The sequence below is a fragment of the Pandoraea sp. NPDC090278 genome (genome assembly GCF_044772185.1).
Lineage (GTDB): Bacteria > Pseudomonadota > Gammaproteobacteria > Burkholderiales > Burkholderiaceae > Pandoraea.
The window spans coordinates 311,760-334,627 of the sequence record NZ_JBIVYJ010000003.1 but is presented as its reverse complement, the minus strand read 5'-3'; the positions used below and the strand labels follow the sequence as shown (position 1 = coordinate 334,627).

Genomic DNA, 22,868 nt, shown 5'->3' with positions numbered 1-22,868 from the left:
TGAGGAGGCGCAATGCATCATACCGGCGTTGCGCGACAGTCTGTCGAAACGCAACACCGATTATCGATATCGAAACACATTCGCCGTCCAAATGCACTGCGGCGCAGTCCGAAAAATCGGATGCGCCGCAGCCTTCCCGCATCAATCGTCCATCGCCGCCGACGTTTCAGCCGACAGCCGACCTTGCCAGGCACCGCTTACTTTCCGGCGACCGCGTCCCTCACCTGCTCAAGCGCAGACGGGTCTTCGATGGTGATCAGATCGCCCGTCTCACGTCCCTCGCAAATGGCCTGAATGGCACGCCGCAACAGCTTGCCGGAACGCGTCTTGGGCAGCATCGAGACGAAGAACACGCGCGCCGGACGCGCCACCGCCCCCAGTTGCTTGTCGACGGTCTTCATGACATCGCCTTCGAGCGCGAGACGGGCGTCCGGCGTGTCCACCTGCTCCGGGCGGCGCAGCACCGCGAACGCCATCGCCACTTGTCCCTTGAGCGCATCCTGCACACCGATCACCGCGACTTCCGCCACCGCCGGATGGCTCGCAATGCTCTCCTCGATCTCACGCGAGCCGAGCCGGTGCCCCGCCACGTTGATCACGTCGTCGGTGCGCCCGAGAATGAAGTAATAGCCATCCTCGTCGCGCACGCCCCAGTCGAAGCTCGAATACAGCGTGCGGCCCGGCACCGTCTGCCAATACGTTTTGACGAAACGCGCGTCGTCGCCCCACAGCGTGCTGAGACACCCCGGCGGCATCGGGCCTTCGATGGCAAGCACGCCCTTCTCGTTCGGTCCGCAATCCTCGCCCGTCGCCTCGTTGACGAGCTTCACGTCGTAGCCGTACACCGGCTTGCCAGGCGATCCCAGCTTGCTCGGCAGAACTTCAACGCCGCGCGCCATGCCGAGAATCGGCCAGCCTGTCTCCGTCTGCCAATAGTTGTCGACGACCGGTTTGCCCACGCCTTCGGTGAGCCAACGCGCCGTAGGTTCGTCCAGCGGCTCGCCCGCAAGGAAGATCAGTCGCAGCGACGACAGGTCGTACTGCGTGAGATACGCCGGGTCCTGCTTCTTGAGCACACGAATCGCAGTCGGCGCGGTGAAGAGTTGCGTCACCTTGTGCTTCTCGACGATGCGCCACCAGATCCCGCCGTCGGGACGGATCGGCGTGCCCTCGTACATCACCGTCGCAATGCCCGCGAGCAACGGCGCGTAGACGATGTAGCTGTGCCCCACCACCCAACCGATGTCCGACGCACAGAACATCGTGTCGCCGGGCTTCGCACAGAAGATGTGCTCCATCGACGAAGCCAGCGCCACCGCATAACCGCCGGTATCGCGCTGCACGCCCTTCGGCTTACCCGTCGTCCCCGACGTGTAGAGGATGTACGACGGCTCGCTCGATTCCATCCATTCGCAAGGGACGAACGCATCGAGGTGCTGTTCGCGCAGCGGCGCATAGTCGACGTCGCGCCCTGCAACGCGCTCCATCGGCGCGAGTCCACGGTCGATCAGGAGCACGCTCGACGGCTTGTGCTGTGCAAGCACGACGCCTTCGTCGAGCAGCGGCTTGTAGGGGACGACCTTGCCGTTACGCGAACCAGCGTCGGCAGAGACGATGACTCTGGGTTGCGCGTCGTCGATGCGTGCGGCGAGATTGACCGACGCGAAGCCGCCGAATACCACCGAGTGAATCGCACCGAGACGCGTGCATGCGAGCATCGCGAACAACGCCTCCGGGACCATCGGCATGTAGATCAGCACGCGCTCTCCGCGCGTCACACCCAGCGATTGCAACGACGCCGCCATGCGGTTCACTTCCGCCGCGAGTTCGTCGTAGGTGTAGACACGCTCCTGTTCGGTCTCCGTCGACACCCACACCAGCGCCTTTTGCGTGCCGCGCGACGGCAGATGACGGTCCACTGCGTTGTGGCAGATGTTGGTCCGTCCACCGACAAACCAGCGCGCAAAGGGCGGCTTGTCGTATTCGAGCACCTGATCGAAGGGCGTCTCCCAGTCGATCAGTTTGGCCTGTTCCTCCCAGAAGGCCGCACGCGAGTCCGGCGCAATCGAACGGGCGTGAAACGACGCGTACGAAGTCATGTTGTCTCCTTGCATTATTGGCATTCAGTGTGCGCGTTGACGCTTACGGAAGGCTTACCGGGGCACCGGGCACATGCCTGAAATGCTAGGGGATTACGCGGAGATCGGGGGGATTTCTGTCGATTTAGGCGAGATCCGGGACGGTGGCGGCAGTCGGCTGCGTGGCTGGCGATGCCGGTGCCTCAGCTTGCTGGGCATGCCACATGCGGGCGTAGAGGCCGCCGTGACGTAGCAGCGCCGCATGATCTCCGGTTTCCACGATGCGCCCGCCCTCCATCACCACGATGCGGTCCGCCTGCCGGATGGCCGCGAGACGGTGCGCCACGACCACGCACGTCGCGCCTGCCCGTTCGCGTGAGAGACGGGCCAGAATGCGCGCCTCGGTCAACGCATCGAGCGCAGCGGTCGGTTCGTCGAGCAGCAACAACGGCGGGCCGCCCCAGAGTGCGCGCGCAATGTTCACGCGTTGACGCTCCCCACCTGAGAGGCCCGCCACGGAGGCCGCATCCGGCACTTCGGCGAGCGTCGTCACGCGTTGGAATTCGTTCTGTATGCGACCGTCTTCGTGCAATCCGCCTTCGCTCAGTCCCGCGCGATAGGCGACGTTCTCGAACACGGTGCGATCGAACAGATGGCAATCCTGCGTGACGAACCCCGTCATGCGACGCACGGCTTCGGCACGCACCGGGCACAGCCTGTGTTCATCGATGCGCACTTCGCCGCGCGATGGCAGCGTGAGACCCGCCATTAGCCGCAGTAGCGTCGATTTCCCCGCGCCCGAGGGACCGACAAGCGCGACGTACTCCCCCGCAGCGATTCTCAGGCGAATGCCGGACACGATGGGCGGTGCGTCGGCGACAGCCACACTGACGTCGTCGAATTCGATGGTGGGTGCTTGCAATGCTGGAGACGGCGAAGGTACCGATGCATCAAGACGCCCGGCCGATGCAGCGACCGGCCCGCCCGACGCATCTCGCAGATGCTCGTCGACGCTGACCAGCGCTCTCGCCACCTGCGACACGAGCGCACCGAGCATTGCCGCAGGCAACGCGAACTGAAGCAGATAGGCGTTGACCTGCACCAGCGTGCCCACCGGCTCGGCACCCCGCGCCACGTCGCTGACCGCAAGCAAGGTCATTGCCGAGACGCCCGCCGCCATGATCGCCATCTGCAAGGCACTCGTGACCTGCGCCGTCGTAGCCGTCGCTAACGCTGCGACATAACGCGTACGCAGACGCTGCGACAATCGGCCCACTTCGGCGGGTTCCTGCGCAAACGTCTTCACACACTCCAGTTGACTCAGCGTGTCGGCGAGCGCGCCGGTGGTGGCGCGCGAGACGTCGTTTGCCTGCGACTCGCGACGGGTCACGCGCGCGAGCGTCGGCCGCAGCGTCAGCACGTAGGCGACGACCGTCGCGCCGAGTATCACGCCGTAGAGCACGCCGAAGTTGAGCATCAGGATCACGCCCGTCGCGATCACCTGCACGGCCAGCGGCAGCAGCCCGAACACCAGCCCGGTGACGATGACCGGCAGCGCCACCTCCACACGAAACAGGCAGTCGAGCACGTGCCCTGCATTGACGTCCCGCGCGCGATGCGCAGGCAGATCAATCAGGCGCGTGAGATAGCCGAGTCCGGTGCGACGCCGGAGGTCTTCCATCACCCGCTGGATGAGCAGATCCTTGCCCCGCTCACCGATAGCTGCCCCCGACCACAGCACGACGTAAGCCACAGCGAACGGCATCGCCAGCGTGCCCGGTCGCTCGCCCGCCAGCGCATCGACGGCCAGCCCCAGCACCCAGGGCGCTACGAGTCGCAACGCGAGCATTAGCACCGCCGCGAGCGTCGCAGCGGCAAGCCACAGCCGGTGACGCGATGCCGCCGTCTCACGCGCCCACAGCGTGCGCAGCACGAAACACAGCGCGTTCCACCCCGCCTGTCGCGTCATGCCGTCGCCTCGTTGCCAGGACCATAGGACGCGTGTTGCCCGCGCCGTCCATCTGCTTCGGGTGTTCCTCCGATACCGCCTGTCCCCTGCCGCCAGCCACGCACGAACATCTCGACGGCGTACAGGCGACGAATCGTCGCCATCGATTCGAGGTGATGATGGGCAATCCGGCCGATGGCGCGACGACAGGCATCGCGATCGATCCATCCGGACGCCGCGCAATAGCCCTCCAGACAGACTTCCTCGACGTGCCGCAAGTTGGCGGCGACGCCCGCGCCGACAACGCCCGTCATCATCCCCTTGTCGCGACGCCAGAGGTTCGGCAGACCGCTGGCCAGATACGCTGCGCGACGCAACGGCAAGCGGTTGTGCATCGCGTTAAACAGCCGGTACGTCGGCATCGCGAAGCCCGCTTCGACGACCGGTTGCGTGAGAAACGGAAACGCCGTACCGCCCTCAGCCAGCGACGGATGCACTTCGATGTCGCGCAGGTTGCCGAGCGTGCCGAGAATCTGTGCGCGCTTGCCCGGGCGCATCCTGAGCGACCACTGCGCCAGCCATGCCTGCGCGAGCGGTTCGCCACGGCATGGCTCGCCTGCGCAGGCGGCGGCCGTCAACAAGCCGTCTTGCAGCGCGGCCAGCGGGTTCGCATGGCGTTGACGCAGTTGTCCAAACGCCCCTCGCGCCACCGACCAAAGCGGCAAACGCTGCATGATCGCCAGATCGCGCCATGCACCCAGCGCGCGACGCCACTGTCCGTCAGCGAAGGCATCGAGCAACGCACCGTCAGGCGGCGGTGCGAGGAAGATGGCGTCGCCGCCGTGACCGTTGACGAGGCGATGCTCGCGGTACGGCATCAGGCGCTCTCGCACGGCATCCAGTTGCGCGAGCATGCACAGGTGCATGGCCGGACGCGCCAAACGCGGAATGTCGGTCGGCGGCGAGAACGCCGCACACGCGATATCGAGACGCTCGAACGCCATACGCACGTGCCTCGCCACACTGCCCGCATGATGCGACTCGTCGCTGGAAGGCGATGCCGGATCACAATGATTCACTGCCGTGCATTGACCAGCGAGTCCCGATTGCGCGAGCGCAAGTGCGAGCGACGTCGACTCCACACCGCCCGAGAGTTCCAGCACTGCCGAGCGGTCCCCGAGACAACGCTCCGTAGAACGTCGCAACACGCCAAGCAAGCCGGTGCCCGACGTCATCTCATACACCTCGCTCGCGCCCCCGCCCGGCTGCCATTCAGGCCACCAGACGACGCGCGTCTTCGGCGCACCACGCTCGGGGATCCATAGGGCGTGACCGAGCGGCAAACGCTCCACGTCGTATAACGCGCACTGCACGCCGCCCACGTCGCCGTGCACAAGGAAGGATTTGAGCGCGGTGCTATCGAACGACGGATCGTCGCCGACAAGCGCCGCCGGATCCGACGCGACATGCACCGCGCCGTCGCGACAGAAGCGGTAGTACGTCGGGCAGTGACCGCAGGGGTCGCACAACACGAGCGTCGCACCGCACCAGCGGTCATGCACGATGATTCGGTAGTGTCCCCAATACTGCTGCACGAAGCGCTCGGGCGATTCCAGCGCCAGTCGCGCCAGCTCCAGTCCTGGTAACACCTCGCGACCATCGTCCTTGTGAAACACACGACCGCTCACGTACCACGCAAGCAATTCGCTCTGATCGCTCACATGTCGACGGTCGTCGTCCGCTTCGGGACGAATCCGGGCGGCAGGCTGACCGTCCAGCCCCCGCAATACGACGGCGCCGGGCAACGGCACGTGACGCTCGGCCGGTCCTGGTCTCAGGCGGGCAAGTTGCATGACAGGCTCCGTGTTGGATGGCGCGCCGGTGGGGCGCAGATGAAATGCAGGCGATGCGTCGAAATCGACGATATCGACGGATGTACCGAAGCGCGAACGAGTCCTCAGACCGGCGTCTCGAAAATGACGGCGAGCTGTTCGCGACGTCGTGGGTCGTCGCCAATCACACGCCCCTGCGCTTCTGCCCACGCGTGGGCATAGAACGGCTGGCGCTGCACGCCGATCACCAGTTGCAGACGCAGCCCGTCATGCGCGCACCACAGAGCCAGCGCCGCGTACCACGGCAGGCACGGCGTGCACTGTGGATAGCACAACGCCGCGCGGTGCATCGCCGCGACGTATGGCGCGTAATCGCCGGGCAGACCGTATTGCGTGTCGCGCCGCTGCTGGGCGGCGCGGATGCGTCCGATCACGCCCGCCATACGCGTCTTGCGAGTCGCTCGCTGGGCTTGCCAGAGCCAGTAGCTCGCACGCATCACATCGCGAGCGCGCGCGTTGCCAGCAAGATCGCCGGGCATCGCCAGCCAGGCGTCGAAGCCGAGACGAGACGTCATGTCGCGCGTGGCGTGACGGGTGTCGGGCATGTCCTGCTCGCCGGGCGCTAACAGCCCCTCGGCGTCGAACATGTCCTGCATCGCGGGCAGCGTCTGCACAACTTCCTGTGGCGCGTGACGCCATCCGATCAGGCGACGCAGCGCCTGAGAGTGCGCGTACGACAGATTGAAGTAGCGATCGCGAGCAAGCTTGAGCACGACGACGTGTGCGTCCATCCCGACGATGTGCACGTCCGGCGCCAGATGACGGAAAACCGGCGCGTCCGCACACGCGCCGGTTCCGATTCGCGTCGAATCTGCCACGTCAGGCATGACCTCCGGTCACCGGCGGCAGCGTCGGAATGCAAATCGGCTTGAAGCACAGCGGCAGCACGGTGATGCCTTCGACGTCGTTGCCGAGGACACCTCGCGTGGCGTGCGTGGCATCCACCGATGCCAGCGCGTTGAGTTCGGTCACTTCTTTCACGGCTCCCAGATCCTTCTTCATTTAGGACTCCTTGTTGAGTGAATACGAACGGAATCGTCCGCGTCTTCATCATAGGAAACAGGAGCCGATGCATTTATGGGAATTTTCCGAAGGCGCACGTGAACCCCGTGCAGGGACTTGCGGGTCACCGCAGGCAGCAATGGCAGCACCAAAACAAAACGCCCGTGAGGCGAACCTCACGGGCGTTTGCGATAACGTTGCTGCGGCTTAGCGCTGCGCGGTCTTGGTGACCTTCGTCGCAGGCTTCGCGGACGACTTCGCGACGGCCTTGGCAGGCGCTTTCGCGGTGGCCTTGGCCGGCGCCTTGGAGGCGACCTTCGCGGCCGGTGCGGCCTTGCTGGCGACCGCCGCCTTGGTCGGCTTGGCGGCCGGACGGTGGTCGACCACACGAATCATCTTGCCGTTCTTGCCACGCACCAGACGCGTGCGCGGTGCATCGTCGTCATCCTTCGCGGCGACCGGCTCCGGTGCGGAAGCGGCGACCACGCGCGAGGCGTCCTTCACCGGCACGTGCAGCACCAGCAGTTGGCCCGACGTCAGCGTATCGCGACGCAGGCGGTTCCAGCTCTTGATCTGCGCAACGCTCACGCCGCTGCGCGATGCCACGCCAGCGAGCGTGTCGTGCTTGCGAGCGCGCACCATCACCTTGCGGGTGTCGGGCAGATCCGGTTCGAGGGCCAGCACAGCGTTGCTCGCGACCGAGGCGCTGATGTCCTGATCGATGTCGTCCGAGCGCGGCACCAACAGCGTCGAGCCCGCCTTCAGGCGCATGCGCGGGGCAATGTTGTTGACCGAGCGAATGACGGCTGCGTCCACGCCCAGCTTGCGCGCCACGTCTTCCGGACGCTCACGCGATGCCGACGTGTACGTCGTCCAGCTCGACAGCGGTTTGTCGTAGCCCTTCAGACGACGCTGGAACACTTCGGCGCTATCGAACGGCAACAGAATCTGCGGCTGTGCGGCACCCAGAATCACGGGCTTGCGGAACGACGGATTGAGCGCGCGGAATTCGTCGAGCGGCAGATCGGCCAGCTTGGCGGCCAGCGCCACATCGATATCACGCTTGGTGGTGACGCTCACGAAATACGGGTGATTCGGAATCTCCGGCAGCTTCACGCTGTAGATGTCCGGATGCGCAATGATGTTCTTGATGGCCTGGAGCTTCGGCACGTAATAGCGCGTCTCCGTGGGCATGCGCAGGCTCAGATAGTCGGTCGGCAGACCTTGCGCCTGATTGCGGTCGATGGCGCGCTGCACGTTGCCCTCGCCCCAGTTATAAGCGGCAAGTGCAAGATGCCAGTCGCCGAACATCGCGTAGAGCTTCGAGAGGTAATCGAGTGCGGCGGTCGTCGAGGCGAGCACATCGCGGCGCTCGTCCTGGAACATGTTCTGCTTGAGGTTGTACGTCTTGCCCGTGCTGGGGATGAACTGCCACATGCCAGCGGCCTTGGCCGTCGAGAGCGCCTGCGGGTTGTATGCGCTTTCCACGAACGGCAGCAGCGCGAGCTCCGTCGGCATATGACGGCGCTCAAGCTCTTCGACGATGTGGAACAGATACTTCTCGGAACGCTGAATCATGCGCTCGACATACTCGGGGCGCTGCGCGTACCACTGCGTGCGATCCTGCGCGAGGTCGGTGTCGAGGTCGGGAATGGAGAATCCGTGGCGGATGCGTGACCAGAGATCGGCGTCGTCGCTGCCGTAGGCCAGATCGTTAATGGAGTCGTTGTCCAGGTCGATGGTCTGATCGCTGGAGACACGCTGCTTGCCTTTTGCGGTCGACGCGACAGGCGATTTGCTCTGCGCATCGGGCGTGGAATTCGATGCACCTGTGGTCGGCGCTGTGCTGGCACACGCTGCGAGAAGCAGCGTCAGGAGCAAGCTAACGATAAGTCGCATTGATCGGGCTCGATTTGGGTTACATCTTCATGAAATTGGCAAGGATGTTAAGGAAACCCTTCAGATGCGTCAACCTTTCTGCCTAAATTTTTTGCAAAATTTACGCAGAAATGTCCCAAAAGCAAGGGTTATCCCCGAGTTTGAATTCACAAACTGTGGCCGCGACGAGACGTATTTTCGACGCGCTTTGTGACAGTGGGAGCGTATACGATGCCATCGATATGACACCGAACCTTCACACTTGGGGCGATTCGTCAGGGCGGAGCAGGCGGTGACAAACCTGTCAACGTCTGCTCCGTGACAGAGCGTATGACGCGCCGCGATGTTGACAGCGCAGCACTTGCACAGCTAGCGCTTTGCACGCCAGCCGTGAAATCAGCGAAAGGTGTCTTTCCAGCCGCGCACGGTTGCGAAGACCGCTTCGCGCGAAAGCGACGTGCGCCCCGCGTGGGCTTCGGCGGCCGCGACCACGGCCGGGGCGTCGCTGCGAAGGAAGGGGTTGGTCACACGCTCCTGGGCGAGCGTCGTGGGCAGCGTCGGACGACCCGCTGCGCGCAATGCCGTCGCCTCCCGATGCCACGCGCCGAGCGCCTCGTTATCCGGATCCACGGCGAGCGCGAAGCGGATATTCGATAACGTATATTCGTGCGCGCAGTGCACGAGCGTGGCGGGCGGCAGCGCGGCGAGCGCATCGAGCGACGCGAGCATCTGCGCAGGCGTGCCTTCGAACAGTCGGCCGCAACCACAAGAGAACAACGTATCGCCGCAGAACAGGTGCGGTGCCCCGGCGGCACCGGCGCCGAGGAAGTATGCGATGTGACCGGCGGTGTGGCCGGGCACGTCGATCACCTGAAGCGTCATCGCGGGCGATGCAATGTGCACCGTCTCGCCACCGTTGTGCGGATGATCGACGCAGGCGATGGCCTCATGCGCAGGACCGTGCACCGGCACGTCGAAGCGTTCGAGCAACGTATCGACGCCGCCGATGTGATCGGCATGCTTGTGCGTGATGAGGATGGCGCGCAGCGTGAGGTTGCGCGAGTCGAGATAGGCGAGCACTGGCGCAGCGTCGCCCGGGTCCACCACGACGGCATCTTTGCCGTTATCGATGACCCAGAGATAATTGTCCTGGAACGCGGGGACTGGAAAGACGGTCAGTGTTCCGGCTGACTGTCCACTTGCCGCATCTGCGTGCGCATCCATATATACTCGCCACCATGTCAGAACGTCCGATTATAGACTGGCCCGTCTGGCTCGTCTCACCGCCAGGCCGCTACGCGCTCGCATGGGAACAGGCCCTCTTCGACCAATGGGTCGGGGATCTGTTCGGCTATCACGCGTTGCAGCTGGGCCGTCCCGAGCTCGATACGCTACGCGAAAACCGCATGCCCTACCGGGGCCTCATCCTGCCCGCTGCGCGCGGCCCGGAAGCCCCGCCGCTCATGACCAAAGCCGCCAGTGACACCACCGGTTGCGCGCCCTCCGGCACGCCGGGCGTTGGCACGACCGCGGAGATGGTCGCGCGCGACATCCTCGTGAGCCGCTTCGATGAGTTGCCGATCGCCACGGCCAGCACAGATCTTGTGGTGCTGCCGCACGTGCTCGAATTTGCCGAGAATCCTCACGACATCCTGCGCGAAGTCGAACGCATTCTCGTGCCGGAAGGTCAGGTCATCATTACCGGATTCAACAACCTGAGTCTGTGGGGTGCACGGGAGGAACTGGGTCGGCTCGCCGGTGCGCCGTTCCTGCCGCCGGGGGCCGATCTGATCGCCTTCACCCGTCTGAAGGACTGGCTCAAGCTGCTGTCATTCGATATCGACCGTGGCCGCTTCGGGTGTTATCGTCCGCCGCTTCGTGGCGACCACTGGTTGCAACGTTTCGAATTCATGGAGCCTGCGGGCGACCGCTGGTGGCCGATCTTCGGCGCGCTGTATGCCGTGCGTGCGGTCAAGCGCGTCAAGGGCATGCGTTTGGTCGGCAAAGTCCGCAAGCGTATACTCGGCCTCCAGCCAGCGGCGGCACCGGTTGCCACACCGAATACCACGCATCGCCAACTGGCGGAAACGACCGAAGCGTCCGATTGATTGTTTGAGAGATGACCTTGCCGCAAGTTGAGATCTATACCGACGGCGCCTGTAAAGGCAATCCCGGCCCCGGCGGCTGGGGCGCCCTGCTCATCGCAGGCAAACACCGCAAGGAAATGTTCGGCGGTGAACACAACACCACGAACAACCGCATGGAGCTTCTCGCCGTCATTCGCGCGCTCGAAGCCCTGAACAAACCCTGTCAGGTCGTGCTGCATACCGACTCGCAATATGTCCAGAAAGGCATCAGCGAGTGGATTCACGGCTGGAAGGCACGTGGATGGAAGACGGCCGCGAAGGAACCGGTGAAGAATGCCGACCTCTGGCAGGAGCTGGACGCCGTCTCGCAGAAGCACGACATCGACTGGCGCTGGGTGAAGGGCCATGCGGGGCACGACGGCAACGAAGCCGCCGACCAGTTGGCCAATCGCGGCGTCGAGAGTCTGCGCCGCGGGTAAAAGCCACTCGCATCATCCGCGCACTGCGTGAGGACATTGTCATTTGCAATGACCCGCAGTGCGCCAATTCTGAAAGCACACGTAACACGACCGAACATCATGCGACAACTGATCCTCGATACCGAAACCACCGGCCTGAATGCCAAGACGGGCGACCGTCTGCTGGAAATCGGTTGCGTGGAACTGGTCAATCGACGCCTGACCGGCAACAACCTGCACTTCTACATCAACCCCGAGCGCGACAGCGATCCGGGCGCATTGGCGGTGCACGGCCTCACGACCGAATTCCTCTCCGACAAACCCAAGTTCGCCGAGGTTGCCGAGCAGTTGCGCGAGTACTGCCGCGACGCCGAGATCATCATTCACAACGCGGCGTTCGACTTGGGCTTTCTCGACATGGAGTTTGGTCGCCTCGGCTGGCCCCCGTTCATGCAGAACTGCTCGGGGCTGATCGACACGTTGATGCGTGCGCGCGAAATGTTCCCGGGACGCCGCAACTCGCTCGACGCGCTGTGTGAACGACTCGGCGTGAACAATGCGCACCGTACATTGCACGGCGCATTGCTCGATGCGGAACTGCTCGCGGACGTTTATCTCGCGATGACACGCGGTCAGGAAAGCCTCGTCATCGACGACAGCGAAGGTGACGAGAGCAACGACGGCGTGCCGCGCGAGAAGATTTCGTTGCGTCAGTTCGATCTGCCGGTGATCCTCGCGGCCAGCGAAGAAGTGGAGCTGCACGACGGCGTACTCAACGGCATCGACAAGGGCATGAAGGGGACGTGCGTGTGGCGCACGGAACCGACGCCGCCGGAAGGCGAAGCACCGGCAGCGCCCTGATTGCACGATCTCTTGGCGAACAGGGCGAGCCTCGCGAAAATTTCGCACAAAGCCCTTCCCAAACGAAGAAAACGTCCCTATAATCGCTGTCTTTGCTGCTTGCGAGTCATCGCAAGAAACGACGTGAAGTGATCGAGAGATATCATCACGACGGCAGCAAAACAGAACAAAAGAAAGGTTGCAGACTTCTACGAAAACGGTTAAAGTTCTGCTCCTGATTGCGAAAGAAGAACTTCAGCAATCGACACTAAGTCATTGATTTAGTTAATGATTTGGGTGGTTAGCTCAGCGGTAGAGCACTGCCTTCACACGGCAGGGGTCACAGGTTCAATCCCTGTACCACCCACCAAATTTGCGCGAACCGCGCAGAATAAGGCCCTCAGGCAATTGCCGAGGGCCTTTTTCTTTTGGTGCCAAACCCCGTTTCATGCCCTTTTGGTGCACAACGGGTGCAGTCGGAAAATCCGCCCAGACATCGACAACAATTGTCTGGAGGCAGCACGTGGCATCCATCACGAGACGTGGGCAATACTGGCGAGCTTTCGTTCGCCGCACTCCCCACCCGACGCAGACGGCAACATTCGACACCAAGGCGGAAGCTGAAGCATGGGCCCGTCATATCGAATCTGAAATGGATCGCGGCAGCTTCCGCGACCGGGCACTTGCCAAACAGCACTCGCTAGGGGATCTTTTTGCGCGGTACGCCAAAGAGGTTTCTCCCCAAAAGAAAGGGGGCACCCTGGAGCTCTTGCGACTCCGCAAACTCGAGGGCGATCCGATTGCTCAACTGAAAGTCGCCGCGATCACAAGCACATGCATCGCTCGGTATCGCGATAGACGACTAACCGGCACCAGCGTAAGGAAACCCGTTTCGGGATCTACGGTGAACCGCGAGTTGACCCTCATCGGCCACGTTCTGAGCGTCGCCCAGAAGGAATGGGGAATTCCGATCGACGCCAATCCGGTATCGCAAATTCGGCGCCCCAAAGAAAACAAGGCTCGATCCAGACGCCTAGGAATCGGGGAAGAAGAACGGCTGCTGGCAGAGATTTCCCTCGGCACCAGGTCGGGGAAAGGTACATTTGAGGCTGGGGGCAGTCGGAACCAGTTTCTTCTCCCAATCGTTATTCTGGCGATCGAGACAGCCATGCGTCGAAGCGAACTGCTTTCTCTGCGATGGAGCGACGTTCAGTTGGTCGAGCGATACGTCCGCCTGCATGACACAAAAAACGGGGAGGCGCGCGATGTACCGCTTAGCTCTCGAGCGGTAAGCACTCTCGCGGCCCTTTCAGCATGCGACCCGTCGTCAACTGCTCCGGTATTTCCAATCTCGGCCGAAGCCTTGAAAAAGGCTTTCGTCCGCGCTTGCGAACGGGCTCACATCGAAGATTTTCACTTCCATGATCTCCGTCACGAGGCCACGTCGCGCCTAGCAGAGCGACTTGACAATGTGCTTGAGCTTGGCGCCGTGACAGGCCACAAGTCAGTCCAGATGCTGCGCCGTTACTATCACCCTCGGGCCGCCGACCTGGCATTGAAGCTTGGCTAGAAACACAACGCAACCCGGAGCGGTCGAGCCTGCTGCGCCAACAGCAGGCTCCACCTGACCATATCGACACCTTCCGAAGAGGTGAAACATGGCTGCAATCGATTTTACCGACGTCGTAATGATGCTGTGGGCAAACGTATATTGGGTCGTGCAGTCTCAAGCCCCTGAGTCAGTGCAAGAAAAGGCACTGGCTTACGCCCGACAACAACACTACCTCGCCTATCCGCAATACACTGCCGCGTCTCAATAGGTCTGCAAATACAGTGCGACACGGTGTGACACAGCGCCGCAACGAGGCACAACGTGCAGCACGTTTGTACATGGATATCAACGCGAAGGCGAAAGACGGGAGCGAAGTGGAATCCACGAATAGATCAACAGCGCCTCGGATCCTCGTCGTCGATTTGGAAGCCACGTGCGACGAAGTCATGACCAATTGGGATATGGAGGTGATTGAGATCGGGGCCTGCTGGCTCGAGCCCGACGGGTCCACTCCGCATCGATTCCAGACGTTCGTTCGGCCCGTCACCAATCCCTGTCTCACGGGATTCTGTTCAGATCTGACCGGCATCCACCAATCCGACGTCGATACCGCCCCGATTTTTCCAGCCGCAGCTAAGATGTTGGGCGAATTCGTACAGCAGTATTGCGAGCCTGGATCCATCTGGTCAAGTTGGGGAGAATGGGACCGTCGGCAACTTGAACGAGAAAGTGCGCGTCACAGCGTTGCCGAACCGATCACACTGCCCCACCTAAACGCTAAACGCCTCTTTGCGAAAGTTAAACGGATAGGCAAAGAGGTCGGGATGGCGAAAGCGAGCCAGCTTGCTGGATTAGCGCTCGAAGGAACGCGACACAGGGCGCTTGACGACTCACTCAACGTGGCGAAGCTACTCCTTTGGATTCTGGACGGGTGCCCCGTCGAAAGCGGTCCCGCAAGGAAGGCGAGTTGACACATCTCCAATCGAAAAATGAAAAACGTAGAAAAAACCAAAGCACCGTCCCTGGTAGGGCAATGGACCGGCAGCTTTCAAGCAACCGAAACTGAGGGAACGCTAGTAATCGATCTTGAGGAACTGTCCGGCCAGACCGTGGGCACCGTAATGATGTTTCCCAGGACCGATGCACCTGTCATGGTCGGCAAGATCTGGTCCATCTACGCGGCACACGATCGCGCGTTCGCCGCAATATCCCTTAACCCAGTGAATCCGCAACTTCAAAACTTGGTGATGTGGGAGCAAATACCCCAAGTATTTCCGAATATGGAAGTCGCCAAGAAAGCACAGGCCGTACTGACTTGGACAGACTCGGAATTGGAAGTGCATTGGCATTCCGACATCAACCGACAAGGCGACGCAGCACTCACCCGAAACGATCCAACTCGGCCGTCTGAGTTGCCCACTCAAACGATGAGTTGGGCCGACTTTAAGACCTATGTTACTGGGCTCCCTTCTCGTAAGTACGTCTTCCGTGGTCAACAAAAGGCCTGGCGTCTGCGGTCTCATTTCCATCGGACGGGGCGATCGGATCTATTGCGTTACACCCTCGACGACCTCCCAACGCTACACCGCCATTTAAGTGCACGTACACGCCACCTCTTCAACAGGCAGATTAGCGACGAGAACGGTGCGTTCCTGCATCTCGCCCAACACCACGGATTTCCTACCCCTTTAATTGACTGGACCTATTCCCCATTCGTTGCTGCGTTCTTCGCGTTCAGAAAAATAACCATCAGTGACTCTAAGAAGCGCAACGCGGGCAATGTAAGAATATTCCTGTTTGACCAGGCCCAGTGGCGCGAAAACGTAATTCCGATTTCAATTACAGCTCCCGCCCTCCCACATTTTTCTCTCATGGAGTTCCTGGCGATCGAAAACGAACGGCTCATTCCTCAACAAGCGCTCTCCGCGCTCACCAATGTCGACGATGTAGAATCGTTCATTGATTTTGTGGAGAAGCTTCACGCAAGGCGATACCTGACTGCTATCGACATCCCGGCAAAGGAACGAGAGACCGTGATGCGAGAATTGGCCCTAATGGGCATAACTGCCGGTGCGCTGTTTCCCGGACTTGACGGTAGCTGCGAGGAATTGCGCGAGCGATTGTTTCCCACGTAAGATCGAAATGATCAAGGCAACAGCCGGACAACCGCCACGCGAACTTGGCAGTACAACGATCTGACGAGAGGTGAACATGCCGACAATTGAGTTGCAGATTTTCAGCCCGCGTTGGGGTCACGATGACACGTACGAGATCGAACTCGAACGGGACCACATGGAGATCATCAGGGGGGCAAACACCGCCCGCGCCGATTGGCAGGACAATGCAGACCCTATATGGAGCGGCTGGACCGTTGAGGGCATGATGGGGAATGACAGCATCCACCCGCCCGCCGTAGCGCAAAGAATGTTCCAAAGGGTTTGGGTGGCTTGGCGAGGTGGTGAGATAGATGCTGTGCAGGCGGACGCGGAGCTGCAAGCGCTTGCTGACTGGATCAATTCGGTCACGCGCGCCAAGCCGAGAACTGCCTTCTGGAGGGCCTACTTCTAGCTTTTAGATCGAGCGCTAATCGGGGAAAGGAAATGGCAGATACGGCCTATTTCGATGCATAATAGCCGTTAAACATGAGGCCCCCTAAGCCGATGGGAGGGGCCGCCCACCTGAAAGGGTCTAGCCAAGTCTAGGTAAGAGGAATCGGTCCGCAGTTTCATTGCCCTAGATGAACGCTTCGCTATTTGCCCTCGCGTCGTGCAGGGCATGGTGCTCTCCCCCATTACGCTGAAAATACGCAGCGCGGCGAGCCGCGTCTATCCGACCTCGGATATTCTCTTGCCGCCAGGAGTGCGGCAAGGGCCCACACAATAGCTCCAGCAGCAGCACACGATCACCCTCATAGTCAAAACTGAGAATTGGCTTCGGCTTCGCAGGAATACTTGAGAGCCAGGCAAGCAGTTCGGCGCTCAACTGAGCTCGTGTCATGGCTCGCCCGGGAAAGAGGCCCAATTGAGGCACGACCGTCTGTCTCACGAAGTCGCTTAGTTCTGCATAGTAGTCCGTGATTTCGCCATAGAACGTGTAGCTATCGTCCTCTGAAACGATGGCAATACTTATGAGCTGCTGCGTATCGAAGCCAGTGAACTCGCAATCGAGGAAGAAGCGGCGCCTCCAAGGGCTGCGCGTCTTGCGCGAAGGAATGCCGTCGTCGACAGGAAAATTCGAAATATTTGAATTCATTTGCGTCGGATCGTTTTACCGGTAAAACGCTCGAGAAGCGAGATCGAAAACAGCCCGTTTGTGTAGTAGTCTATATAAACTGGTTCCGATGATACTTAACCGCGACAAACACGGACGTGGCCATGAGCACTCGAGCAGACTGGGAAGAACTTGGCCGCAGCAGCAGGGCTTTTGTTAACGCCCTAGAGGAGCGCTGGGAGGCCCGGAAACAGGCAAAAGCCGAAGCGGCAGCACGATTCCAGCCTGGCGCGCCGGCTTATGCAGATATTGACTACGCAGCCAGGCTCTACGCCGTCCGCCAAGCGCTGCTTGCAGAGATTGCACGCCTTGATCCTCATAACGCGCTCCTCGACCCGAACGTACGGAAAGGGATAGCCGACCGAGGGCTGCAGGAGTTCGTGCAACGTGGTCGACAGGACTACGATGATGCAGACCTGATCCGCCCCCACCTCCCCTGAGGATCAATCTCCTTTCCGCTTTGGCCCCGATCCGCCGCCTCCGGGCGGCGTCGGCTTTTTGCCTCCCCCACCGCCGGCCCCCTTCCCCACCATCCCCGTCTGCGCATGAGACGCGCCCTTCACGAACATGGCATTGACACGGTTTTCCAGTTCGCGACCGAGCGTTGCGGAAACGTTACCGCCCAACCACCCTATCACCTGGTCAGGTATCACGTGGACGACATTGAACATCATCTGGACAACCAGGATATTCAGCCCTGCAAAGATGATCAGCAGGCCCACGATCGTCGCGAGTCCAGTGACTGAATTCCCCTGCGCATTGGCAACGGCGCTGCTGAACAGAAAGTAAAGGATCGTTCCCCCAATGCGCGTGCCGGCGCTGGCCACGAAGAATGCAATCACCATCAACGGCGCCCGCAATAGCATGTTGGCCAGGAACAAGTAGCCGTGCTGCGAGCGGCGGCCCATGCCCTCGCCCTCACCTTCGAGGTGAACCATGGACCAAAGCGGTGACGCGATTAGCGACTCGATGAAGGACGCAAACCAGGTCAGAACTCCGCTGAACCAAGCGATGAACGGCACGAGCGGCAGATACACGGCGAGGCTCAGCCCCACCACGAACAAGGGGATCATGAAAACGTATATGAGCTTTACCGCTACCTTGCCTACCGCCTTCAATGCACCAATCGCGATATCGCTGAGCCCTCCGGAGAAGAACCCCACGGCTTTTCCCGCAAGCAAACTCTTCGCGGCGTCCGCCGTAGACATGGCAATCTCGATGCCTCCGGCCACGACCAGAAGGGTCTCGGCACCGGTCATCAAATAGTCACCAAAATTCTTGCTCGCTATGATCGGGTCGACGAGACCATTGCCTCCCGAGTTTTGATAGACCGCCGACATGCCAGCGCCAACGAAACACTGCCCGATCGACAGGTTACCTGTCTCGTTCTCGCAGAAGGCTCGTTTGATCAACCTGGTCGCAAGCGAACCGGCACTCATTTCCGCGTCGGTAGCACCCGCGGCTTGCCCGGTTCCTGCCATCTGCGTCAGCGATTTCCGAAAGGCGGCGAGGGCCTCCACGTATTCCGAATCGGTCGTCGTCGGCGGGGAGAAGTGGATCTCGACTTTGGTGGCGTCAGCCATGGCCGCATTCACCTCGGCAAACGTCGAATACCACGCACCGATGCCGATCCAGCCTGTTGCCTTCATGTTCTGAATGGCCTGGTCGGTCAGCGCCTTGGTCTGGTATTGATTCAACAGGTCGTGCAGTGATTGCCGAACTGCCTCGTTGTACGTGATACGAACGGCCTCGAGCACGTTGCTTCCCATTCCAGCAATTGGCTGGCCAGACGTCTTCGCTGCCTGATACTTGCCATACCACGACTGGGCATTCAGGGCGAGATCATTGCTCATCTTCACCAGCGCCGTCTGGTGGGCCTGGCCGATGTTCTGTGCGACGGCGTTGGCGATGCCCTGGTAGTTGACGCTGTTGACACTAAAGCCCAGCGTGTTCGCCGAGCGGAAGCTCGTCGCCGGCGTCACGGTCACGCGACCGCAGAGTGTGGGCTCAGCCGCGGAACCTAGCTGAATCCCACCGGTGATCACCTTGAGCTGTACCTGACTGTTCGGTGCAACGTCAGTGCGCGACGTGAGCACCTGTTGGCATAGCCACATCTGGTACAGATTGTCGGCCATCTCAGCTGTCGCCGAGCTCGTGGCCGGACTGATTGTCGGCGCCTGAACCATCTCGGTAAACTTAGCTGTCTGCTCGATCGCTGTGTTGGTGAGCAAGTTGGCCGCGCCGACCGAGGCCAAACCGGAGTACATGTAGATGCACTGCCCAAGACCGAATCCGCCGAAGATCGGGATCAGCGTTGCAGCCCCCCAGATCATCCGGACGGGGTACCAAACGGTGGAGAACCGCTGGCCGAGAAATTGCCCCTCATTAGCCGTTTGAACAATGCTCGCGCCAATCGTGTATGCAGACCAGAAGCCAGCCACGAGGAACACGAAGACGTTGAGGTTATAGAAAAGCTGCCCGATGAGGCTGTCGCCTATTCCTCCAAAAGACCCAAACGGATTGTCGGCGAACGAGCCAAATACGTACCGGAGCATCTGGATACTCTGGTCCGATGCCGGCGTCGCGCTCATCATCCCATCCAGGGATGCGCCGGCGTCGCCTTGGGCGAACGCAACGCTCGTAAACACATACAAGCCAATAGAAACTAGAGCTTGGCGATATACGTGCTTCATTTTCATGTTCGGACCTCTATGGTGTTCGTTGCTGACTCAACCAGAGTAGCCACCGTGCTCGGGCACGCGCATCATTTTTCTGTTTGTGTAATCTTCGAATCGAGTCCGAGATCTTGCGCGAGCTCCGGATTTATAGCCTCAATCTCTTTCAACAAGTCACCACGTACGCGCTCAACTTCTTTCAGGTTCCGCGCGGCCACATCTAAGCGCTCCTGCAACTGGGATAACCGATTTTCCCGTGCATTGAACTCGATTCGCTGGCTGGCCAAGAGTGTCTCTGCCCGCTCCGTCTGTTTGCGCGCAGCCTCCGGATCTGGATAGCGTCGACTTGCTCGCCCGTGTGTGGCGAGAGCAAGGCGCGCCAACCTTTCTATTTCAGATTGGCGGCGGCGGTTTGACGCTAATGCCTCGTCACGACGCTTCAACGCGGCGTCACGGGCGGTTCGTTGTTCGGTCGTCGCCCAGAACGGCAATTCTCTCGGCATTTCAGGGACAGGCATCCTCGGCGGTAGCGCTTCCGCGCTTCCTGCCGCCTGAATCGCGCCGTAAAACTGACGAATGGAGGTGTGCTTGGCCTTTGAACCACGCACACCTCGCCTGAGCCCGTGAGACGCACCGACAATCTCCGCGAACGAGTCTTGGTGTGCCTGAAGATGCTGCCTGTTGCCGACGAGCTGTTTCGCGTTCAACCGTCCATCAAGTAGAGGGACTGTGAGCACCTGCAGGTGCGCCGATGTCTCGTCTCGATGCACAACCGCGCTAACGACATTCCCAAGTCCGCCGAAGCGCCAGCCAACCCAAGCTAGAGCCCGTTCGAAATACGCCCGTTGTTGCTCCTTACTCATGGCCGCAACGGCTTCAGGGCTCGCGCCGATGAAGAACTCGAGACAGGTGACGGCATCGCGCCTACGTTTCGGAGGAAGCTTGTGCCGGAGCGTGGCCATTACCGCTTCGACCGTCCCGGCGCCAATCAAAATTTCGTTGAGCCCGCGCCTCGAAGGGTCGGCGTTGTGCACGTTCTCTTGCCGGAGTGCGTGCCGTGCCATTGCGGCAGCTTCCCCGGTGCGCCGCTTCTTTACGCGCATGATGCAGTAGTTCGCCATCTCGTTCGGCTCCAACTCAAATTTGAATCGTCGCTGTTCAGGATCGCAAGCCAGAGAGAGCACGCGCAAGGGATATTTTGCTCAGGAATTTGCCTTCGCGCGTAGCGCACAGTCGCGTTGCGACTGGCGACGACCTCGCAATACTGCGAGGTCTAACCCACTAGACTTTGCTTCCGCAAAGTCATGGGCCAAGGGGGCTAGCCCCCTTTGGAATCCCTTGCGGGGCGCCGCCCCGCACCCCACCCTCGCCGGGAGGCAGCCGGGGCAGGGATACGACTCCTGCCCCGTTTGCTCGAGCGTTGAGGTATTTCTGGTCAATCAAGGATGCGCTTCGCCCAGTCCTCGCCCGTTCCCTCCCTTTCGGTCGGGCTGCGGCCTGCGGGCTGGCCCTTGACTGCCCGCATGTCTCGTTAGAGCGAGGAGCGTAGGTGGATATATCTCAGCGCCATCATTCCGGGCCTGAGTCGGACCACTCACCTGTTTTCGGTTTTGATTCGATTCGGGGCAAGAATTCTTTGTCACGTAATTTCATTTCAAAATGCGCCGTAGCGACCTTCAGTCCAACAGCATTACCTGCAGCGAACATGATTAGGAGGTACGTAACGATGGACAGCATCTCGATCCAGATGCGACTTGGAAGCCAGACGTCGAGTTCGTCAAGCATCCGGTCCACGTCATTCCTTGTGCGGCTTTGCAGCAAAGGTTTGCTATCTCGAATGACACGATCAAATTCTTCGAAGGCATGCCGCGCCAATCCTGGCCCGAGATTCGGGTGCGCAATTGCGTGGGTGAGCATCTCCGACGAGTTCCGGATTCGAGTGCAAAGGGGGAGATCCATCGTGCATTCCGCTGAGGTTAGACGTACGATGTTGCGAACGTCACTCTGCAGGTCTGCGTCGAGCGGTCTAATGTAGCGCTCGTCAAACTTTGTAAGACTGCCGGCAAGTGCCAAGCCGGCACTCAAGAGCGCGACGCCAGCCCAGTATTCGGCACGAACTCGATACCGACCGCGTTGTAGATCGGCGGCATCCCGGTCGCGGGCCTTGCAGAGTTTGCGATATCTGGTAACGGCGACGGATCCCCCGTACGCCAGAGCCACAATGGGTAATGGATATGTTAGCCATTTCACCGCGCTGTATGAGGTCGGTAACCAGTCATACTTTTGGGCTAGTAAAGCGAAAGCTATCTCGGCAATTACTAGAACAATGAACCCAAGTATCGACTTGAGTTCGTCGGTGTCCCAGCCAGCGTGTGCTGCAATCCTTAAGAATCTGCCAAACGCTCCCTTTGAACTCTTTTCTTCGTTTTCCATCGTCGGTCTCAGGTTGTATTCCCAATTGCTCACTTTCCGAAGGTAGCAACGGCGCTCGGTGCTGAGACTTTAGGTGGTGGTGTGGAGTACTGGCGAAACCCCTATCTCGAGAAACGATGAGGCTTTTTGTCGACACTGAGTTCACCGACTTCATCCATTGCGAATTGATCAGCGTGGCTTTGGTGGCTGACGACGGTCGGGAATTCTACGCTGAGTGCTCTGATTTCGACCGGACGGCCTGTAGCGAATTTGTGCGGGCGGCTGTTTTGCCTCAGTTAGGTCAACCTCCCAATCGCTCCTTCACGCGCGATGTACTGCGCATCGAGTTGTTGGCTTGGCTGGATCAGTTCGCCCAGGAACCCGACCGAAGTCTGTGTTTTGACTATGCCGGTGATTGGGATCTGCTCCTTGACCTATTGGACGAACTGCCCACAGGCTGGCGGGCTCTGCTGGTCAACGCTCAAATTGATCTGAGTCGCCTTGAGGACTATTACCGTAGGCACGGAGGTAGGCACCACGCATTGTGCGATGCACACGCGATCTGCTACGCCATGAAAGACTGAAATTCTAGCCCTGTGAAGGTCGGGGTGTCATAGCCCAAACTGGTCGTCGAGCACCAGTTTGGCCTGCTTTCGCTGATACCGTGGCCGAACCGTCAATTTTGCCGGCCCCAGGGCCTATGATCGACGAAGAGCGCATTCAAGCCATGTAGGGCAGCAGCGGAGCTGCCGAGCCGGTAGGGGCCGGTCCGGCAG

The 22,868-nt window shown here is 60.6% G+C and carries 20 protein-coding genes and 1 tRNA gene; 10 read left to right on the top strand and 11 right to left on the bottom strand.

Annotation, left to right across the window (positions count from 1 at the left end):
• Positions 1 to 197: 197 nt before the first annotated feature.
• From ACIQWO_RS13840 to gloB, 7 genes are all read right to left on the bottom strand, one after another.
• Positions 198 to 2,099 carry a propionate--CoA ligase gene (locus ACIQWO_RS13840; protein ID WP_402824676.1) on the bottom strand — a complete coding sequence of 634 codons (1,902 nt, stop codon included), beginning with the start codon at positions 2,097 to 2,099 and terminating at the stop codon, positions 198 to 200.
• Positions 2,100 to 2,223: 124 nt separating this feature from the next.
• Positions 2,224 to 4,047, bottom strand: coding sequence for an ABC transporter ATP-binding protein (locus ACIQWO_RS13835; protein ID WP_402824673.1), 1,824 nt, complete (start codon positions 4,045 to 4,047; stop codon positions 2,224 to 2,226).
• Entirely contained in the window at positions 4,044 to 5,879 is a 1,836-nt protein-coding gene (locus ACIQWO_RS13830; protein WP_402824670.1) for an asparagine synthase-related protein, read from the bottom strand. Before ACIQWO_RS13830 ends, ACIQWO_RS13835 begins: the two co-directional genes overlap by 4 nt.
• A gap of 104 nt (positions 5,880 to 5,983) precedes the next feature.
• A complete protein-coding gene (locus tag ACIQWO_RS13825; RefSeq protein WP_402824667.1) occupies positions 5,984 to 6,745 on the bottom strand; it encodes a lasso peptide biosynthesis B2 protein in 762 nt (253 codons plus the stop codon).
• Complete coding sequence (locus ACIQWO_RS13820) at positions 6,738 to 6,920, bottom strand: hypothetical protein (RefSeq protein ID WP_402824664.1); 183 nt, start codon at positions 6,918 to 6,920, stop codon at positions 6,738 to 6,740. The genes ACIQWO_RS13825 and ACIQWO_RS13820 overlap by 8 nt, the downstream gene beginning before the upstream one ends.
• A gap of 207 nt (positions 6,921 to 7,127) precedes the next feature.
• Positions 7,128 to 8,819, bottom strand: coding sequence for a transglycosylase SLT domain-containing protein (locus tag ACIQWO_RS13815; RefSeq protein WP_402824661.1), 1,692 nt, complete (start codon positions 8,817 to 8,819; stop codon positions 7,128 to 7,130).
• A 375-nt stretch (positions 8,820 to 9,194) separates the two neighbouring features.
• On the bottom strand, positions 9,195 to 10,022 hold the full coding sequence (gene gloB, locus ACIQWO_RS13810) for a hydroxyacylglutathione hydrolase (RefSeq protein WP_402824658.1): 828 nt from the start codon (positions 10,020 to 10,022) through the stop codon (positions 9,195 to 9,197).
• A gap of 14 nt (positions 10,023 to 10,036) precedes the next feature.
• On the opposite strand from gloB, the gene ACIQWO_RS13805 reads away from it, so the two are divergent.
• The 8 genes from ACIQWO_RS13805 (at position 10,037) to ACIQWO_RS13770 (ending at position 16,303) form a co-directional block, all read left to right on the top strand.
• A complete protein-coding gene (locus ACIQWO_RS13805) occupies positions 10,037 to 10,906 on the top strand; it encodes a methyltransferase domain-containing protein (RefSeq protein ID WP_402824655.1) in 870 nt (289 codons plus the stop codon).
• A gap of 11 nt (positions 10,907 to 10,917) precedes the next feature.
• Positions 10,918 to 11,364, top strand: a complete 447-nt coding sequence (gene rnhA, locus ACIQWO_RS13800; protein WP_150576985.1) for a ribonuclease HI — start codon at positions 10,918 to 10,920, stop codon at positions 11,362 to 11,364.
• A 99-nt stretch (positions 11,365 to 11,463) separates the two neighbouring features.
• Positions 11,464 to 12,204, top strand: a complete 741-nt coding sequence (gene dnaQ, locus ACIQWO_RS13795) for a DNA polymerase III subunit epsilon (protein ID WP_402824650.1) — start codon at positions 11,464 to 11,466, stop codon at positions 12,202 to 12,204.
• Between the two features lie 274 nt (positions 12,205 to 12,478).
• A tRNA-Val gene (locus ACIQWO_RS13790) sits at positions 12,479 to 12,553 on the top strand.
• Positions 12,554 to 12,706: 153 nt separating this feature from the next.
• The gene (locus ACIQWO_RS13785; RefSeq protein ID WP_402824647.1) at positions 12,707 to 13,753 is read left to right on the top strand and encodes a site-specific integrase; all 1,047 of its coding nucleotides are present in this window, start codon (positions 12,707 to 12,709) and stop codon (positions 13,751 to 13,753) included.
• Between the two features lie 320 nt (positions 13,754 to 14,073).
• Positions 14,074 to 14,706: an exonuclease domain-containing protein gene (locus ACIQWO_RS13780; protein ID WP_402824644.1), complete on the top strand. Its 633-nt coding sequence runs from the start codon at positions 14,074 to 14,076 to the stop codon at positions 14,704 to 14,706.
• An 18-nt stretch (positions 14,707 to 14,724) separates the two neighbouring features.
• A complete protein-coding gene (locus tag ACIQWO_RS13775) occupies positions 14,725 to 15,870 on the top strand; it encodes an FRG domain-containing protein (RefSeq protein WP_402824641.1) in 1,146 nt (381 codons plus the stop codon).
• A 76-nt stretch (positions 15,871 to 15,946) separates the two neighbouring features.
• A complete protein-coding gene (locus tag ACIQWO_RS13770; protein WP_402824638.1) occupies positions 15,947 to 16,303 on the top strand; it encodes a hypothetical protein in 357 nt (118 codons plus the stop codon).
• 165 nt (positions 16,304 to 16,468) lie between these two features.
• Here ACIQWO_RS13770 and ACIQWO_RS13765 read toward each other — a convergent pair whose 3' ends face one another.
• Entirely contained in the window at positions 16,469 to 16,987 is a 519-nt protein-coding gene (locus ACIQWO_RS13765; protein ID WP_402824635.1) for a hypothetical protein, read from the bottom strand.
• Positions 16,988 to 17,109: 122 nt separating this feature from the next.
• Between ACIQWO_RS13765 and ACIQWO_RS13760 the strand changes: the two genes are divergently transcribed.
• A complete protein-coding gene (locus ACIQWO_RS13760; protein ID WP_402824632.1) occupies positions 17,110 to 17,445 on the top strand; it encodes a hypothetical protein in 336 nt (111 codons plus the stop codon).
• A 3-nt stretch (positions 17,446 to 17,448) separates the two neighbouring features.
• Here the strand turns inward: ACIQWO_RS13760 and ACIQWO_RS13755 are convergent, their stop codons facing one another.
• The 3 genes from ACIQWO_RS13755 to ACIQWO_RS13745 form a co-directional block, all read right to left on the bottom strand.
• The gene (locus ACIQWO_RS13755; RefSeq protein ID WP_402824629.1) at positions 17,449 to 19,704 is read right to left on the bottom strand and encodes a DotA/TraY family protein; all 2,256 of its coding nucleotides are present in this window, start codon (positions 19,702 to 19,704) and stop codon (positions 17,449 to 17,451) included.
• A 65-nt stretch (positions 19,705 to 19,769) separates the two neighbouring features.
• Complete coding sequence (gene mobV / locus ACIQWO_RS13750; RefSeq protein ID WP_402825370.1) at positions 19,770 to 20,864, bottom strand: MobV family relaxase; 1,095 nt, start codon at positions 20,862 to 20,864, stop codon at positions 19,770 to 19,772.
• Between the two features lie 385 nt (positions 20,865 to 21,249).
• Positions 21,250 to 22,113: a hypothetical protein gene (locus tag ACIQWO_RS13745; RefSeq protein ID WP_402824626.1), complete on the bottom strand. Its 864-nt coding sequence runs from the start codon at positions 22,111 to 22,113 to the stop codon at positions 21,250 to 21,252.
• 116 nt (positions 22,114 to 22,229) lie between these two features.
• On the opposite strand from ACIQWO_RS13745, the gene ACIQWO_RS13740 reads away from it, so the two are divergent.
• A complete protein-coding gene (locus ACIQWO_RS13740; protein WP_402824624.1) occupies positions 22,230 to 22,676 on the top strand; it encodes a hypothetical protein in 447 nt (148 codons plus the stop codon).
• The last annotated feature ends 192 nt before the right edge of the window (positions 22,677 to 22,868 follow it).